This window comes from Acidobacteriota bacterium, from assembly GCA_016196035.1.
In the GTDB taxonomy this organism is placed as follows: Bacteria; Acidobacteriota; Blastocatellia; order RBC074; family RBC074; genus JACPYM01.
The window spans coordinates 19284-36853 of record JACPYM010000030.1; the positions used below are offsets into that span (position 1 = coordinate 19284).

The window sequence follows — 17570 nt, forward strand, 5'->3', positions numbered from 1 at the left end:
CGATGCGACTGAAACTAATTACAATCGGGTTATTCGGTTTGGCGTTTGCGGTTGCTTGGGCAGCCTTGGCGCAGTCTGCCAGTCTGCAAGCGGATGGCTCGATCATTGTGCTCAACGTCAAAGGCGCGCGTGAACGCGGCGCAGTGCGTTTCGATCATCAGGCGCACCAGGGCCGCCTCAATCCCGATCCGTCCGCGCCCTTCAAAGCGAGTGCGACGGCGTCTTGCACCGGCTGCCATCATACGAGTAACGAAACCGGTGTCCCGCAATTATGGAAGTGCACTGTTTGCCATCAAACAGAAGGCAGGGCCGAAGGCAAAGGCGCGGGGCAATACATCAACAAACGCTGCGGGCAGCAGTGCGAGACTGCCGGGAATCCGAAAAACTGCCAATGCGATGAGTTGTATTTCGAGCGTGCTTTCCACGACAGTTGTATTGGCTGTCATCGCGCCAACAACGAGCAAACGCGCGTCAAGCGCGCGCCCATAACGTGCAGCGGTTGTCACGCCGCGCGTCAATGATCGAAGCGGACATACGCATGGACTTGCACAGACTAAAACGCAGCATCCTGATCGTGGCCTGTGGCCTGGGGCTGGGCGGCTACGCTGGGCTGTGTATTTTCAAGGCAGATTTCGCAGCCCTGGCGACGCCAGCGCAAATGCCGCAGAAAGGCGGCAAGTTTCCGCACGGGCAGGCAGGCAAACAAAGCTTGAAAGGACATCGCGATCTGGGTTGCGCGGATTGCCATCTGATCGGCTTGCAACCGCCTTACCAAGTCACGGGCAAGCCCAGTCCCAACGTCAATCCGGCGGTGGCCACGCCCTTCCCAGGCCACGCCAGTTGCGTGGCCTGTCACAACTTCGCGCTGATGTCATTTGCCAAGCCCGCTTTTTGCGGCGTCTGTCACGAACGCAATGCCGAATCGCCCACGCAACCGGGGGTCTTTGACCGTTTTCAAACGGCGCGGCTGGCCAGCGACTTTGGCATTGCCTTTTCACACGTCGCGCACAAACAAGCGTTGCCGAGTGGGCTGACGCTCGCGCCGGTCAATGACCGCACAAGCTCATTGGCCAAGGCGCAATTGCAAAGCGGGAGCGCTCCGCTGTGCACCGATTGCCACGCCAAGCTGCAAACTAGCTTTGCCCAATTCAAGGCTGACCAGCCGGAACTGGCCGTCGAAACAGGTCACCCAACCTGCTTCACTTGCCATCTTCAAAAACCGGTCAGTCAAACAACGCAATCCGGCAAAGACTTCCCCACTTCCGGCAATTGCCAAGCTTGCCATTCGTTATCGGACTCTAGTGGCCAAAAACTGCGCGCGCCAGGCTTGTTTCAACATTTTAAAGTTGCGGAGTTTCGCCATCTGGATCACGAACTGGATACGCGGTCGGTCAAAAAGAATGTGGCAAGTGTGGTTAAAGCGCCAGATTCTTTGTGTGCCGAATGCCATAGTGTTGTCGCGCAGGCGGTTCGTTTGAACGACATCCAGGCACCGGGGCTGGGTTCATGCACGAGTTGTCATAATGACAAACGCCGCCCCGGTTTACCTGAGCCGTTGACTGCGGCAGTATTGCGCACGCTCAGAAGCAATGATTGAAAGGCTTGACGTAACGAAGCCTGTGCCCCTGTGCCCGGCGTTATGGATAAAGCGGTATGAGAAGCACGAGGAAATACAAACTGTGGGCGTTAGGTTGTCTGACCCTGAGCTTGTTGACGGGGCTGGCGGCCTGTCGCGGGTCACAACGCAAGTCCGCACCGGTGACTGAAGGGCCAGCGCCAGCGGCGGCGCAAGCTTCGCCAAAGACGGCGCAAGCTTCTGCCGAGGAAGCCAAGGTCGTCACCGACCGGCGCAAAGGCTTCTTTGATCATTTGCGCAAAGAGCATCGGGTTAAACCGAATGGCCCGCTGGATGGTTGCACAAGCTGTCATCAACGCGACAAGGCGCAAGCCAGCGATGCGAAATTGAATCAACCGGGGCGACGTACTGGAACGTGGCTGCCCTTTCACGATGCTTGCACGCAATGCCACGCGGCGGAAGCGTTTCAACAAACCGATCCGGGCACACTGAACAAAAGCCCGATGTGCGCTTCGTGTCATCGCGGCGGAATCACGAATAACAATCAAGCGTTGCTAGCGTCCTATCCGGGCCGCTTGAATGAGTTTGGGCTGTTGGGGATTGCGGGCGCGGCCAAAGGCTTTTCACACCGAACGCATACTGATGCGCAGAAAATGAGCGCGGAGGCGGACAAGGCAAAATGCTCAACCTGCCACCGGTTTGATGGACAAGGCGTGCAGGCCTCTTTTCCTCACCACCAGGAATGTTTTTCCTGTCACGTGCATCAGGCCGAACAGAAGCTGGGCGATTGCAGCGTCTGTCACATCAACACGGCGCTGGCAGTTAGTTTTATTCGCGGCCCCGAAGCACCGTTCAAAGCCTTCCGCTTTCGCCACAGTCCGGCACATCTGAAGGCGGCGTCCTGTGACCGCTGTCATCACACGCAGGAACCGCTTAGCACGAGCCGGGTGGATATTTTGAAAATCAGCACGGGCCAGGGGCTGCGTCACACCTCGGCCTGCTGGACTTGCCACCAACAGGCCAAGGAGCCGCTTTGCACGAAATGCCATACCGCGCCGCCACCGGCAATTCGGGCGAATGTCTTTTGAATTTAGCGAACGAGAGAAACCAACATTACACATTGCATCTTTGTCCCCGTGCATAATGCTGTTTACCCCCTATGCCGACTGAACAAACGAGCCGCCGTGAAGTCATCAACGCCATTCAAAGCGTGCCTTCCATCGCTTCCCTGCTCGATCAACACGAAGGCCATTACGATTACGAACTTGATCTGGAAGTCGTCGTGTATGGCCGCAACTACAACGGCAAAAAAGTCGGCCCATACGTGCGGCTGCTTGATTATCAGCCCGGTGAAAGCATCGTCAGCGAAGGCGAATGGGGCGGCAACACCTTTCACATCATCGTCGCGGGCCAACCTGATGTAATGGTCGGGCCAACCAAAGTGGCCGCCTTACAGCCGGGCACCATGTTCGGCCAGATGTCCTTGCTGGCCGGCGTGCCGCGCAACGCTACGGTCAAAGCGCCCGCCGGTCACGAAGTTCAAGTGCTGGAAGTGCAACGCCCGGCCTTGCGCCTGTTGCGCAAGCTATCGAAATTCGCCGAAGAGTTGGATGAGGATTATCGCGTGCATGGCCGCGACGCGATGGTCGAAGAGTTGAAGGCGCGCTTCTCGCTTTCCGCCGAACTGGCCCAGGAACTCAAAGGCATCGCGCGCTTTCGCACCTTCCCCAAAAACCACGTGCTGGCGCGGGCGGGCGCTCCGGTCTCGCGCATCTATCTGATCAAAACCGGTTGGTTACAACGAAGCTGGCAAGAAGACGATATTGAACAGAGTGATTTTTTGGGCGGCGGATATTGTTTCGGCCTGGACGCCGCGACGGGCAATGTCACCTGGCCGTGTACGCTCACGCTGTTGGGCCGCACTGAAGTCTTTGAAATTTCAGTGGTCAAACTGCGCCAGTTCAGCGAGCGCGGACAAACGTTATTTGACGCCTTGTCCGGCTACGCCCCACCTGCGCTAGAAACCCGCCGGGATGGACTTTCCGCCGAGGTCAAGGCCAAGACGCACACTGCGCAACGCGACCTGATCGAGACCGGTTTGGTTGACGCTACCAATCTGTTGGTGATGGACATGGATTTGTGTGTGCGCTGCGGCAACTGCTCGCTGGCCTGCCATCGCACGCACGGGCAGTCACGACTGGTGCGGCGCGGCGTGCATATCACGCGCTTGAAACAGCCAACGCTGAGCGCCGTGCAGAGCGTGCTTTCACCCGAAGTTTGCATGCATTGCAAAGACCCGGAGTGCCTGACGGGTTGCCCCACGGGCGCGATCGAACGGTTGCGCGACGGCCAGATTGACATCAACCAGGGCAGTTGCATCGGCTGCGGTGATTGCGCCACGCAATGCCCTTATGACGCGATCACGATGATCCCGCGCGCCAAAAAAGGCGCGGCGAAAGCTGGCGCGGCAGGAAAGCTGATTGATCTATTGCGCCTCCCGCCCGAACCGTTGCCGCCCGCGGTTGAAACGCTCGATGATCTGGTCGCGGTCAAATGCAATCTGTGCAGCGACCGCAAACCGTTAAACCCGCCGGGCAGCCAAACACAGAAATATAGTTGCGAAGAAAACTGTCCGACCGGGGCGTTGGCCCGCATCAATCCGCGCGAATACTTCAGCGAGATCAGCCAGCTTGAAGGCAAGTACGGCAAATTGACAATGACCGGGCCGCACCAGGCAGTCGGGCAAAACATACATCTGCGCGATTGGCCCAAACGTTTGTTGCACATTCTGGGGATTGGCCTCACGCTCGTCACCACGCTGGCCGCCTGGTACGGCATTCGGCGTTACGAATTGGGCCAGCCCTTGGTCGGTTTCCTCAACATGCGCTGGCTGACCGGGTTGGCGGGGCTGTTTGGCATTGTGGGGGTGATGCTTTATCCCTACCGCCGTGTGATTTATACGCGGCGCGCGGGAGCCTTGCGCTATTGGCTGTTGACGCATACCTATCTTGGCGTGATCGCGGCCATTCAACTGTTTCTGCACGGCGGCAATCACGCGGGCGGACTGTTGACCAGGGCGTTGATGTTGGCCTTTGACGGCGTGATCCTAACCGGCGTCTTTGGCATTTTTTGTTATGTGCTTGTGCCGCGCTTGCTCACCAAGATTGAAGGCGCGCCGCTGTTGCTGGATGATCTGTTGAATCGGCACCACGAACTGCAACAGGAATTAGCCGCGCTGGCGGCCCAAACGCCCGCGCACTTTTCAGCTTTAATCACCAAACGTATCGTGCCGCATTATCATTCGCTCAGTTTTTTGTTGCGGCAATATCTCAGGCGTGAACCGCTCGACGAGTTGACGGAAAGCGCGAAGCAGGACTGGACGGCCAATGCCCGCAAGGCCGGCGGGCAGGTTTTACGCGCCGCCTTAAAACGGGCCGACCTGCTCGATTCGTTGGAAACGGCCTTAAAAGTGTTGCGCGAACCGCAATCGGAACAAGCCGTCCTGGCAACCTTCAATCAAACCGAAGAGCGCCACCAGTTCAAACAGGCGCTCGAAGAAGTGCGTCTGGGCTTGCGGCAGTTGGATCAGGCCATCGCGGCGGCCGTGGCGTTGGGACGCCTGGACGCGCTGATTTATTTGCAGCGAAGCTTAAAACTCTGGCTGCCGCCGCACGTGGGGACGACGGCGCTGATGCTGGCGTTGCTGGTCGTGCACATTATTCAGGTGATCTATTTTGCCGCCCGTTAAGATGCGGTACAGAGAGCAGTAGCGATCTGGTTTCTCGGCAAGTTGCACCTGCGCAAGCACTAGGTCGCTATCGCTCCCTGTACCGCACCGGTAACTTTTGAACTATGGCAAGCAAGAGCAGATACATCATCCGCAGAAAAGATAGCGAGGTGGACGACGCCTTCCTCGACAGCGAAGGGCTGACGATTGGGCGGCTCATCAGCAATGATTTGGTGTTGAATCATCGCGCCGTCTCGCGCACGCATGCGGGCATCGCCAACGCCGCGAATATTCCCAGCTTGGCCGAGGCCGCCGAAACAGCCGCAACCTATTTCCTGTTCAACCTCTCAGCCTCAAACGGCACCCTGCTCAATGGCGAGAACGTCGAGAACGTGGCGCTCTTTGATGGCGATGTCATTCAAATCGGCCCGTATTTGCTCAAGGTCAACTATCTGGACGATGCGCTCGCGCTGACAGTCGAGATGGAATTGAAAGTGCAGCCGTTGGAAAAGCGCACCGCGTTGCTGCAACTCCCCGCCGGGCAAGACGGCGACAAAACCATGCTCATCAAGTTCCCGACGGTGGCTGGCCGCCCAGGCACGGCAATGCTTTCCGGGCAGGGATTGTTGACCGGGTACCTGCCCTCGCTCGACAAACAAGCGCTGGATTTATTCTGGGACAAACGCAAACGCGAGGCGGGCAAGATCGAAGCCAAATCGCCGCTGCATCCGCGCTTCGGCCAAAAATACGGCAAGGCCCAATTCAATTGGCGGCCCACGTTTGATCTGCGGCGGCTCTGGCGCTCGGCTTATTTCGTCTGGGGCACGCTCGTGACGGCGGCCCTGGCAGTCGCCGCCGCATTCGCTTACAGCAACGCCTACGCCCCCAAGCCGCTCTCGACCGCACACGCCCAGCCGTTATCAGCCGCGAGTTTGCAACAACGCAACCTGGCGGCCCGGTCGAATGGCAACGCCTGCACAAGCTGCCATACACCGCAGGCCGGGATGCTGGATCAATGCATCGCCTGCCATCAAACCAAAGCGACCGCCGCGCGGCCTGGCTTCGCGCCAGCGGTTTATATCAAAGGCCACGAAAACCAAGGCCTCGGCTGTCTGGATTGCCACAGCGAACACATGGGGCCGCAAAACGAAACCGGACTGTTGCATTACGGGCTTTGCTACAACTGCCATAACGGCGTCTATCGGCTGAAGCAGGCTGGGCAAAGTCGTCAGGCGGGCGACATCTTGCCGATTCCGCACGGCGGCGCGGTCGGTTATGTCAAAGTGAAGGACAAAGGCTTCGCGCCTGAATACTGGGGACTCTCGTTAAACAAATGGAGCCAGATTGTGGCGCGCTGGAAAGCCAAAGCGCCGCAGAAATTTTATCCAACCGCTGAAGTGCTCAGTCGCGGCGATTCCAAGCAGCAATTTCACAACTTGCACATGGAAGGCCTCGATCAACCCAGGCTCTGTGCCACCTGCCATTTCAACGAGCAAGGCGAACGCGAGATTCAAAGCAACTACGGCTTGCACGAAGCGCCCAAACAGGCGTGCAGTAAATGCCACGCCGAACCGCAGGCCGCCACCGGCGTGGTGCGCGGCTTGGCCAAATGCGACACCTGTCATCAACAGCATGGGCGGACTTCGCAACCGGTCACGCTCGCGCCGGAATCCGAAACCGACCTGCAAAAGTATCTGGCGCTGCTCAGCCCCAGAGCCAAAACGGTCGCCGAATTCAACCTCAAAGGACGTGCCGGCCAAGCGCGTATTGGTTCAGCCAGTGCGTTGCGGCAAAGCGGCGATGCGCCGAGTTGGCGCAATTTCGGCGCGCTGCCCTGGTACGGCTGGCTGGCCTTGTTGGCGCTGTTGCCCGTGGGCGGATTGCTGTTTGTAGCGGCGGATGCGGTGCGCCGTAAATTCAGCCAACCGCCTGCAACGGAAGAGACGCTGGCCGCGCCGAAGACCACGCGAATCAAACTGACCGCGAGCCAGCAAAAGCAAAAAGACGAAGGGCCGCTTTACCCGCGCCCGGTGGTTGACCCGCTGCTGTGCATCGGCTGCCACGCCTGTGTCGAAGCCTGCCCACACGATGTGCTGGCCATCACGGCGGATGGCGTCGCCGCGCCGGTCAATGCCGACCAATGCATGGAAGACACCAGTTGTCAGGTCGAATGCCCGACCAGCCCCAAGGCTTGCGTCGTTGTGCATACCACCAAAATCATTCCCGACCGCCAGGTGCCCAAACGCGATCAACAGTTCATGACCAACGTGCCCGGCATTTATCTGATCGGCGATGTCAGTGGCGTCCCGCTCATCAAAAACGCCATCAACGAAGGCGCCCAGGTCATCGAAGCCGTCAAGACCGAGTTGGCGCACGAAGGCTCGGCCAGCCAAGCCGACTACGACGTCGCGATCATCGGGATGGGGCCAGCGGGCTTGTCCGCCACGGTCAGCGCCAAACAACAGGGCCTGCGCTACCTGGCGCTCGAACAAGATCAAGTCGCGGCGACGATTCAAAACACCTACGGCAAAGGCAAGTTCGTTTTTTATAAGCCCGACACGGTCGAAGTGCGCGGCGGCCTGCCGCTCTTCCCTGATCCGAACAAGAAAGAAGGCAATTTCAAAGAGCCGATGCTGGAAGGCTGGCAAGCCACGCTGAAACGCGAAGGCATACAGATCAACGAGCGCGAAAGCTGCAAAGACCTGCAACGCGAAGACGGTCAGTTCCGCATCCTCACCGAGAAAGGCACGCTCAAACAGCCTGCGGCTTACACCGCGCGCAAGGTGGTGCTGGCCATCGGCAATCGCGGCACGCCGATGCTGTTAAAAGCTCCCGGCGAAGAGTTGAAAGTTCGGCTACAGCGGGTGGGCCGGTTCTGCAACAGTTGCGGCGCAGCCAGCCATGGCGAACAGGCCTTTTGCGCCAAGTGCGGCGAAAAGCTGCCCGTGCTGAACGTCGAAGAGAGCAAGGTGCAATACAAGCTGGGCGATCCCAAAGAATTCATGGGCAAACATTGCACGGTGGTGGGCGCGGGCAATTCGGCCATCGAGGTGGCCGTCGCGTTGACCGGCTTTGAACGCCAAGGTGATCAGATCAGCTTCGCCAACGACGCCGAGGTCACGCTGATTGTGCGCAGCGATTTGAAAGGCGATCTCAAACTCGGCAACAAGATGAATTTTTATGATTGCCTGGACGCGGGCCGGATCAAGGCGTATTTCCGCACGACCATCAAACGCATTGAAGCGGACACGGTCGTCTTGATGGACGCGAAAACCGAGGCGGAAAAAGCCACCGTTCCCTGCGATTTCGTCTTCGCGTTAATCGGCGGCGACAAACCGACCACCTTTCTCGAAAAGCTGGGGATCGAGATTCTGGGCAAACGCAAAGTACCGCGCGCGTGAGCAAGCGGCGCATCAAGTCTGGCGCAGCGGCACGGGCGCGCAGCCTCCGCTTGCTCACGCGCGCGGTACCGTCCCGGCGCACTGCATCTGATCTAATGGAGCTAACGGACAACCCAGGCTGTTGCCAGGCTCATCTGTGCGTGCGATATTGCCACGGCCTTCCCCAAGGCGTTTGAAAACTCAGCGGCGAACCGGCACGGTAAGTGGCAGGCGTCACCGCGAAGCCGAATGAAACGCTTTGCAGCGAAACTACATACACCTATTCAATAACTCATTAACACCACTTCGTCAGACACGATTGGGAGAACGGTATGAACTTAGTTCGGCAAATGCTCTTGACCCTGCTTTGCGGCTTCCTCACAACGCTCACCGTATGGGCGCAAGACACGGTCACAGGCGCCTTTGAAGGCACCGTCACCAACAGCCAGACCGGCGACCCCATCGCGGGTGCAACCGCCGAAATCACCAATATCGAAACTGGCATCACCCTCACCAAACTGACCGATGCGCGCGGGCGCTTTTATCAGGGCCTGCTTACGCCCGGCGTCTACCGCATTCGCGTCTCGCAAACCGGTTATCAAACCCAGGAAGTCTTGCAGCGTTTGCAAATTGCCCGCACCGGCGAAGTCGTCCCGGTTCCCGTTAGCCTCGAACCCGCCACAGCCGTTCCGGCAACCCCAACCCAACCGAATCAACCGGCGCAGCCCACGACACCGCCAACTGCGGGCCAACCCGTGCCGCGCACTGCGCCGCCGGGCGCAACACCAACGCCACCCACGCCAACGGGCACGACACCGCCCGCCACGGCGGCGGCGGTCAGCGAAGTGCGCGCTTCGATCAATACGCTGGACGGACAACGTAGCGGCTCGTTCAATGAAACCCAACTCACCTTGCTGCCGCTGGGCGGCGTGACGTTGACGCGCACCTTTGATGAGTTGGCGTTGTTGCTGCCTGGCGTTGCGCCTGCGCCGCCGACCTTGGGCGTAGCGGCAGGCCCCGGCCAGGGCGCGGGCGTGGGCACGTCGGGGCAATTCGCCGTCAATGGGCTTCGTTCACGCGGCAACAATTTCACGGTTGACGGTTCGGACAATAACGACGAAGACATCGGCGTGCGGCGGCAGGGCTTCACGGCGCTGGTGCCGCAAACTGTCGAATCGGTGCGCGAATACCAAACCATCACCCTGCTCGCGCCCGCTCAGTTCGGGCGCAACCTGGGCGGCAACGTCAATGCCGTCTCCAGAACCGGCGGCAGCCAGATGCACGGCAATGCTTATGGCTTTTTCAACGCCAGCCAACTAAATGCCCGCAATCCGTTTGATACGGCGAATGGCGCGGCCACCACGCCTTTAACGTCAGCCAGCAATCAGCGCGTGATCCTGCGCCAGTTGGTGAACGGCACGGTGCGCAACGATCCGATCACGGTGACCAATCAGAGCGGCGGTCAGGATTCGTTTACGCTCGGTCATTTGGGCGCGGTGCTGGGCGGCCCCATCGTCAAGCAGAAGACCTTTTACTTTTTCTCTTACGAAAAACAGCTCATCAACGCGACGCAGGAAGAAAGCTTTGCGGTGCCGACGGTCGAGCAACGCGGCGCCTTTGGCAGCGGCGCGACGGGCATTGCGCGCGACCCCTTCAGCAACAGCACGGCCAGCATTCGCGTGCGCCCAGTAGGTTTTAACGCGCCAATTATTTTCAGCCTGTTCCCTTTCGCCAATAATCCGCAAGGCGTTTATGGCCGCAACACCTTCACGCAAACGTTGCCGGCGAACGCGCGCGGCAATGTGTTTTCGGCCAAGCTCGAGCACAACTTCAAACTCGCTGAACGCACACAGAGCGCGACGGGCCGTTACAATTTGACCGATGACCAGCGCACCATTCCGGTGACGGGCGGCGCGCTCTTTTCGGCGCTCAAGCCGCGTGTGCGGGCGCAGAATTTTTCCTTCTTTTTCAACAGCCAGGTCAGCGCGCCCAACGCCGCGACCGAGAAATTCAATCAAGTGCGGCTTTCGTATGGACGCACGCGCTTGCAGTTTGATGAAGTGCGCGACAATCAATTCCTGTTACCCGCCAGCACGCCATTTCTGTTGAACGCGCCGGTGCTGACTAACATCACGACGCCCTCGACGGCCACCGCACCCGACATCGTTTATCTGCTCGAACGGCCCGACTTCGCGGCGGATTTTCCGCTGGGGCAGGTCAATGTCGCGGGGTTTGCGCCGCTGGGCGTGGATGTCTACAACTTCCCCCAACGCCGGGTGAACAACACCTATCAACTCGCGGATGTTTTCACGCTGCGGCACGGCGATCACAATCTGGCGTTTGGCCTGGACACGCGGCGCAGCGAATTGAACAGCGAATTGCCGCGCGTGGCGCGCACGCTGGTCAATTACAACGGCGGGCCGCGTTTGGTGAATGAAGGCGGCAGCGTGCGCTTGCCAACCGCCACTGACCCCACGCCGTTTTTGCGCGCCGAAGATTTGGTGGCGCTTGATGCGCCCAGCGCGTTTTTCCTGACGCTCGACACGGCGGGCATTGGCGCGAATATCGGGCTGCGTTATTACCAGCGCGACTTTTTCGGACAGGATGATTGGAAGCTGCGTCCCAATCTTTCGCTCTCGTTCGGCCTGCGTTACGAATACAACACGCCGCCCCACGAGGTGCACGACTTGATCGAACGCACCTTCAACGACCCGGCATTGAATCAAGTCCCCGCCTTGCGCACGTTCATTGGCGGGCGCACCGAAATCTTTGAACCGGATCGCAACAACTTTGCGCCACGCTTCGGGCTGGCCTACTCGCCCAAGCTGTTCGGGCGCGACCGGGTGACGGTTTTTCGGGGCGGTTACGGCGTCTTTTACGATCAGGCGCTGGGCGCGGTGGTCAGCCAATCGCGCAACGTGTTCCCCACGTTTTTGACGCTCAACTTTGGCGGCTTCCGCGTTGCCAATACCAACGGGCAGATCACGTTCAATTCGCCCGCGCGTTTCTCGTTCCTCAATGGGCAGCCCCTCGTCAAACCGGGCACGCTCAATCAACTCAACCCGGCGGTGGGTTTGACCGCGACGCTCAATTATTTGAACGGCGTGGGCACATCCGGCGGCCAGGCCTTCCCCGATGCGCTGGGCCTGACCTTGCCGACGCGCAATTTTGAGACGCCGCTGGCGCACCACTATTCCTTTGCCGTCGAACAGCAACTCAACGCGAATGCCACCATCTCTGCCGCCTATGTGGGCACGTTGGGGCGCAACTTGCTGCGGTTCACTTCCCCCAATCGCGGCGCAAGCGCGGTGGTCGCGCCGTTGAGTTTGGTGGCAGGCGGTGTGCCCGCGATCAATGGCCGCTTGCTGGCGCCCACACGCCCTGTCAGCGGCGCGGGTGCGGTGTATCTGTACGCAGCGGCGGCGCAATCGCGCTATGACTCGTTGCAAGTGCAAATGCACGGACGTTTGCAGCGCGGCTTGCAATACCAGTTGGCGTACACCTATGCGCACGCGGTGGATGATGTGTCGGATGTCTTTGATCTGGCGGGGGCTTCGGCACTGTCGCAAAACAGTCTGGCGTTGGATGAACGCGGGGCGGCCAATTTCGATGTGCGGCACCGTTTCAGCACCTATTACATCTACGACTTTTCGACGTTGAGCAGTCATTGGTTGTTGCGTGGTTTGCAACTGGCGGGCACAGGGCAATTCAACACCGGGCCGCCCTTCACGGTGAATAGCCTTTTCGACATCAACCTCGACGGCAATTTGACCGACCGCTTGGACACACTTAGCGGGATCGCGCGCACGGGCGAGGGCCGCCAGCCGTTGCGGTTGCAAACTGAAAATACTGTTAGCCTGCTCGCGCCGCTGGGACGTGATGGCCGCATCGGGCGCAACACCTTCCGTGCAGGCGGCTTGGCCGTCGTTGACTTGGCGGTGATCAAACAGTTTCAATTTGCCGGGCGAAAGCTGGGCGTGCGCACGGAGTTTTTCAATCTGTTCAATCGCGCGAATTTCGGCATCCCGGTGCGTTGGCTCGAAGCCCCCGGGTTTGGGCTGGCGACGCGCACTGTCACGCCGGCGCGACGCATTCAGTTTGCATTGAAGTATGAGTTCTAGCGCCTTGAGAGGAGCATGCAGTGTTATCGCACAAATCCTTAATCTTACTGCGCCAATTCTTCCCTCTTTCCTTACTGTGTTTGCTGGCCTCTTGGGCGGCGCTGCCGAGCCGCGTGCACTCTTCTGGCTCACCCTCTGGCGCTCCCGCTGGCAATCGAAATTTTGCGCCTGAGTATTTGGCCGGCACGCTCGCCCTTGCCCGCGAAGGCCACACGGCCACGCTGTTGCAAAACGGCAAAGTGCTGGTCGCGGGCGGACGCAATGGCAGCACGATTTATAATTCCGCCGAACTCTTTGACCCCACCACCGGAAGCTGGAGTGCGACGCCCAACTTCACGACGGCCCGCTTCGGCCACAGCGCCGTGCTCTTGCGCAACGGCCAGGTGCTGTTGATCGGCGGACAAGGCAACGGCTTTTTGGATTCGGCTGAACTCTATGATCCCAACGACAATGCGTGGAAACCTGCGTTAAGCAACAAGCTCAACGCGGCGCGCTTTCATTTCACCGCCACCTTGCTCAACACAGGCCGCGTGCTGGTGACCGGCGGCCAAAATTCCAACGGCGCATTGCGCAGCGCCGAGCTATACGATCCGGCGCTGCGCGTCTGGACGTCGTTAGCAAGCTTGACCGAAGCGCGCGTCGAACACACCGCGACGGTTTTGAATGATGGCCGCGTGCTGGTGACGGGCGGCTTCAACGGCGCGGCCAGCCTCAAAACGGCGGAGGTCTTTGATCCCAACACGAATCGTTGGCGGCGCACCGGCGATTTGGGCACGCCGCGCCGCCAGCATACGGCCACACGGCTGGCGGATGGCACAGTGCTCGTGGCGGGCGGCGCAAATGGCACGCTGGCGCTCAACAGCGTCGAAATTTACATCCCAGCGCGCAGCAGCTGGGCGCTGACCGGCACGCTCAACATCGGGCGGCGCGCGCATACGGCCACGCTCTTGCCGAATGGGCGCGTGTTGGTTGTGGGCGGCATCGAACCCGGCGGCAAGACGCTCGATTCGGCGGAAAGCTACGATTTGGTCAAACGCGATTGGGCCACGGCCACACAGGGGCCGCCCGCCATCGGCCAATTCTTTGTGCTGGCTGACGGACGCAGCGAACACACGGCCACGCTCTTGCCCAACGGCAAAGTGCTTTTTGCGGGCGGCCTCAGCACGGGCAATGCGGCACTGAAAACCACCGAGCTTTACGAATACGCCATTGGCAAATGGGCCTTGACCAAAAGCGCCGCCAACAATGCAACCACGCAGATGGCGACGGAACGGTTTAAGCATACCGCCACGCTCTTGCCCAATGGCAAGGTGCTGGTCGCGGGCGGGCTGGTGTCGCTTAATCAGGCTCAAGTGGCGTTGAGCAGCGCCGAGCTTTTTGATCCGAGCACAGGCTTGTGGACGGCGACCGGCGCAATGAGCTTGCCGCGTTATAACCACACCGCCACGCTGTTGCCCAATGGCCGCGTGCTGGTGGTGGGAGGCCAAGCCAATCAAACGGTATTCAACAACGCGGAGTTGTATGACCCCGTCACCGGCGCTTGGACAAATACGCCGACGCCGGGTGTCGCGCGTTATGCGCACACGGCGACGTTGTTGAGGACGGGTCAAGTGCTGATCGCGGGCGGCGTCAGCAATGGCGGCGCGCCAACGAGCAGCACGCAGCTTTACGATCCGAACAGCGGCACAACAGGCGCTTGGAGCACGACCAAAGATTTGCCGCAACCGCGCTCCGCGCATACGGCGACGCTGCTGCCGGACGGCGCGGTGTTCGTCTTTGGCGGCCTTTCGGTCAACAACCAATTGCTCAACAGCGCCGCGCTCTATACGACTGCTGCCGGGAGCTGGACGCCGCGCAGTTTCAACAGCCCGCCGCTCTATCGCGCGGCGCATACGGCCACACTGTTGCCCAATCAGCGCGTGCTCATCGCGGGCGGCCAGGGCGGCAAAACGCCGAGCGATCTGTTGAGCCTGCCGCCCGAAGCTGAACTCTACAACCACACGGCGGGCGTTTTTGAAACCGTCCAACCCAACATCGGTGCACGTCTCGAGCACACGGCGACTTTGTTACCGAATGGCAAAGTGTTGCTGGCGGGCGGGCGCATTCGCGGCGCCGCCGGCACCCCCGCGTGTCTCAATCCGGGCGCGGTTCCGGCGGCAGTGCTCTTTGATCCATCGGTTCCCGTGGGCACGCCGAATGCGGTCGTGACGATTTCCAACCCGCTGCAAATGCGCAACAGCCAGACGGCGACGCTGTTGCCGAACAACCTGGTTTTATGGGCGGGCGGCTTGAGCGAAGAGGTGCGGCCCAACTGTTCCAGCGTGACGCTGAAACAATCCGAGTTGTTTGATGGAGGGCTGGATTTTCTGGAAGAGTGGCGGCCCGCGCCAGCCTTCGTCGCCACAACGCCGAATGGCTCCAATCTGATCGGCGTGCAATTTCAGGGCGTGTCTGAAGCGGGCGGCGATGGGGCGGCGAGTTCGGCCAGCAATTACCCAGTTGTTCAATTGCTGAGTTTGAGCAACGAGCAACTCTTGCTTATCCCGCCGCTCAACTGGTCGAACAACACCTTCAGCTACAACCCCGTCGGCAATTTCGCGCCGGGGCCAGCGTTGCTGACGGTTTTCACCAACGGCATTCCCAGCCACGCGCGTGTGGTTACCAATAACGGCGGTAATTTCGGTTTGCCGAATGCGCCGCCCCTGGGCACGATCAGCGGGCGGGTGATCTATCACAACACGGCTGTCCCAGCGGCCAGCATCACACTGACGCCAGTGAGCGGCGCGCCCAGGGAATGCAACACTGCGTTGACGCTGCGGACTTCGCCCAGCGGCGAATTCAGCTTCCGCGATTTGCTGGTAACGCCCGATCAGGGCCGCACCTTCTGCCGCTATCAAGTCACGCCGCTGGCCGACACCATTCAATTCTTTCCGGCCTCGGCCATCTTTACGATGAGCAATGCGGGCGGCGGTGCGGCGCCTCCCGAAGAGAACACCGTGGCCGCGCCTGAGCAAGGCAATTTGACCTGCCTGAATTGCATCAACAACGTCTTTGTCTCGGTCGGGCCGTTTTGGAATTTGAACGGCAATGTCCAACGTGTTGATGGCAGCGGTGTCAGCGATGTCACGCTGGAATTTTCGGTGCCTTACGAAATCTTCGATGACCGGCTGACCTGTAAAAACGATGTGCCTTGTGCGGGCGCGGCGCCGACGATCTTTGGCGACCCTTGCGCCAAAGTCAGCACCAACCCGCTGATTACCGACCCGGCGTATAAATGCTCTTGCACCACCTTGCGCGAAGACGGCACTTGCGAAAAGACCGTGCTGGGACGGCTAATGATGCCCGCCGCTGGGTTATTCTCTTTCGCCAATATCCCGAATGGCGCGAATGCCGTTATCACGCCGTTCAATTTGCCGGCGGGCACGCAGTACAGTTACACGGTGCAACCGCTCGCGCCGCCGGGCGCGCCCACCGAGAGTTTCATTCGCATTGATCAAGTGTCGCTGGATTACGACAATCTGCTGATCACCGCCAATGCAACTTGTTCGTTCACGCTGTCGGCTACAGCTCTAGGCGTGCCGGTGGGCGGCGGTTCGAGCAGTGTCAACGTGACCGCCAGCAGCGGCCAATGCCCATGGAGCGCGGCGAGCAATTCCTCTTGGTTGACGATCACCTCGGGCAATCCCGGCATCGGCAACGGCAGTGTCGGTTTTACCGCAGCAGCCAATACCGGCGCAGTGGCGCGGGCAGGCACGCTGTCTATTGCCGGGCGCACCTTCACCGTCACACAACCGGGCACAGGTGCTTTGGCAGCCGTGACAACCGTTTCCGCCGCCAGTTTCTTTGCCGACCGGCAGGCGCCCGAATCCATCGTCGCGGCCTTTGGGGCAAAGCTCGCGACCGGCAGCGATACGGCCACGACACTGCCCTTGCCGGAAACATTGCGCGGCACGACGGTTATGATTCGCGATAGCGCAAACGTCACGCGCCCGGCGCAACTGTTTTTCGTCTCGCCCGTGCAAGTCAATTTCCTGCTGCCCAAAGATACGGCGGCGGGCACGGCCACTGTGACCATTACCACCAGCGATAACGTCGTTTCGGCGGGGCTGCTGCAAGTCGAACGCACCGCGCCGGGGTTGTTCAGCGCCAGTGCCAACGGGACGGGCGTGGCCGCCGCCGTGCTGTTGCGTGTGCCCGCGAGCGGCCCGCAAACCTTTGAAGCGGTGGCGCGCTTCGACGATGTGGCAAAACGCTGGGTGGCGGTGCCAATCAATCTGGGGCCTGTCAGCGATCAGGTTTATTTGATTCTGTTTGGCACCGGCCTGCGGTTCCGCAACAGCCTGGCGAATGTGCAGGGCGCGGTGGATGGCATCAGCACGCCCGTCAGCTTTGCGAGCGCGCAAGGCAGTTTGGTGGGAACCGATCAAATCAATCTCGGTCCCTTGCCGCGCGCGCTGGCTGGACGCGGCACTGTGAACGTGACGTTGCGCGTCGAAGGCCGTGACGCCAATCCGTTGGTGGTTGCAATTCAGTGATGTATTTGTCCGGGTGAGTTGCAGGGCTTTTGCAAAGCCCTCGAAACGCCCGCCAAAGACACTGATTCCTGATCCCTGACTCCTGATAACCGGAAAATGTCGGCTGATTTTCTAGCTATCAGGAGTCAGGGATCAGGAATCAGGAATCAGTCAAGCCGTTCGAGTGCTCTTGTTGGCGGCTTTGCAAAAGCCCTGGGGAGAGTTGCCCCTTTGCCACACGATGAGGCTGTC

General features: G+C 59.9%; 7 protein-coding genes. All 7 read left to right on the top strand.

The window, feature by feature from the left end:
* Nucleotides 1-2 precede the first annotated feature (2 nt).
* Entirely contained in the window at nucleotides 3-521 is a 519-nt protein-coding gene (locus HY011_10505; GenBank protein MBI3423359.1) for a cytochrome c3 family protein, read from the top strand.
* Nucleotides 518-1597, top strand: coding sequence for a hypothetical protein (locus tag HY011_10510; GenBank protein ID MBI3423360.1), 1080 nt, complete (start codon nucleotides 518-520; stop codon nucleotides 1595-1597). The genes HY011_10505 and HY011_10510 overlap by 4 nt, the downstream gene beginning before the upstream one ends.
* A gap of 56 nt (nucleotides 1598-1653) precedes the next feature.
* On the top strand, nucleotides 1654-2664 hold the full coding sequence (locus tag HY011_10515) for a hypothetical protein (GenBank protein MBI3423361.1): 1011 nt from the start codon (nucleotides 1654-1656) through the stop codon (nucleotides 2662-2664).
* 71 nt (nucleotides 2665-2735) lie between these two features.
* Nucleotides 2736-5324: a cyclic nucleotide-binding domain-containing protein gene (locus HY011_10520; GenBank protein ID MBI3423362.1), complete on the top strand. Its 2589-nt coding sequence runs from the start codon at nucleotides 2736-2738 to the stop codon at nucleotides 5322-5324.
* Between the two features lie 104 nt (nucleotides 5325-5428).
* The gene (locus HY011_10525) at nucleotides 5429-8704 is read left to right on the top strand and encodes an NAD(P)-binding domain-containing protein (protein MBI3423363.1); all 3276 of its coding nucleotides are present in this window, start codon (nucleotides 5429-5431) and stop codon (nucleotides 8702-8704) included.
* 311 nt (nucleotides 8705-9015) lie between these two features.
* On the top strand, nucleotides 9016-12804 hold the full coding sequence (locus HY011_10530; GenBank protein MBI3423364.1) for a carboxypeptidase regulatory-like domain-containing protein: 3789 nt from the start codon (nucleotides 9016-9018) through the stop codon (nucleotides 12802-12804).
* 20 nt (nucleotides 12805-12824) lie between these two features.
* A complete protein-coding gene (locus HY011_10535) occupies nucleotides 12825-17339 on the top strand; it encodes a hypothetical protein (protein MBI3423365.1) in 4515 nt (1504 codons plus the stop codon).
* Nucleotides 17340-17570: the final 231 nt, after the last annotated feature.